General features: G+C 69.1%; 1 pseudogene. It reads left to right on the plus strand.

Annotated elements, in window-relative coordinates:
• Positions 1 to 301: pseudogene (gene proA, locus ACLBXP_RS25695) on the plus strand (glutamate-5-semialdehyde dehydrogenase); the annotation flags it as partial.

Here is a 301-nt window from a genome sequence, read left to right on the forward strand (position 1 = left end):
CGCGATCATCTCAGCTCGTGTGGTCGACGGGCTCGATGCCGCCATCGAGCACATCGAGACGAACGGCTCCCATCACACCGACGCGATCATCACCGAGGGTGCCGAGGCCGCGACCCGCTTCCTCGCGGAGGTCGATTCGGCGATCGTGACGCACAACGCCTCGACGCAGTTCGCCGACGGCGGCGAGTTCGGCTTCGGCGCCGAGATCGGCATCGCCACCGGGCGGATGCATGCGCGGGGCCCCGCCGGCGTCGAGCAGCTCACCACCTTCAAGTACCGGGTGCACGGCAACGGCCAGACC

The organism is Methylobacterium sp. A54F, from assembly GCF_053346035.1.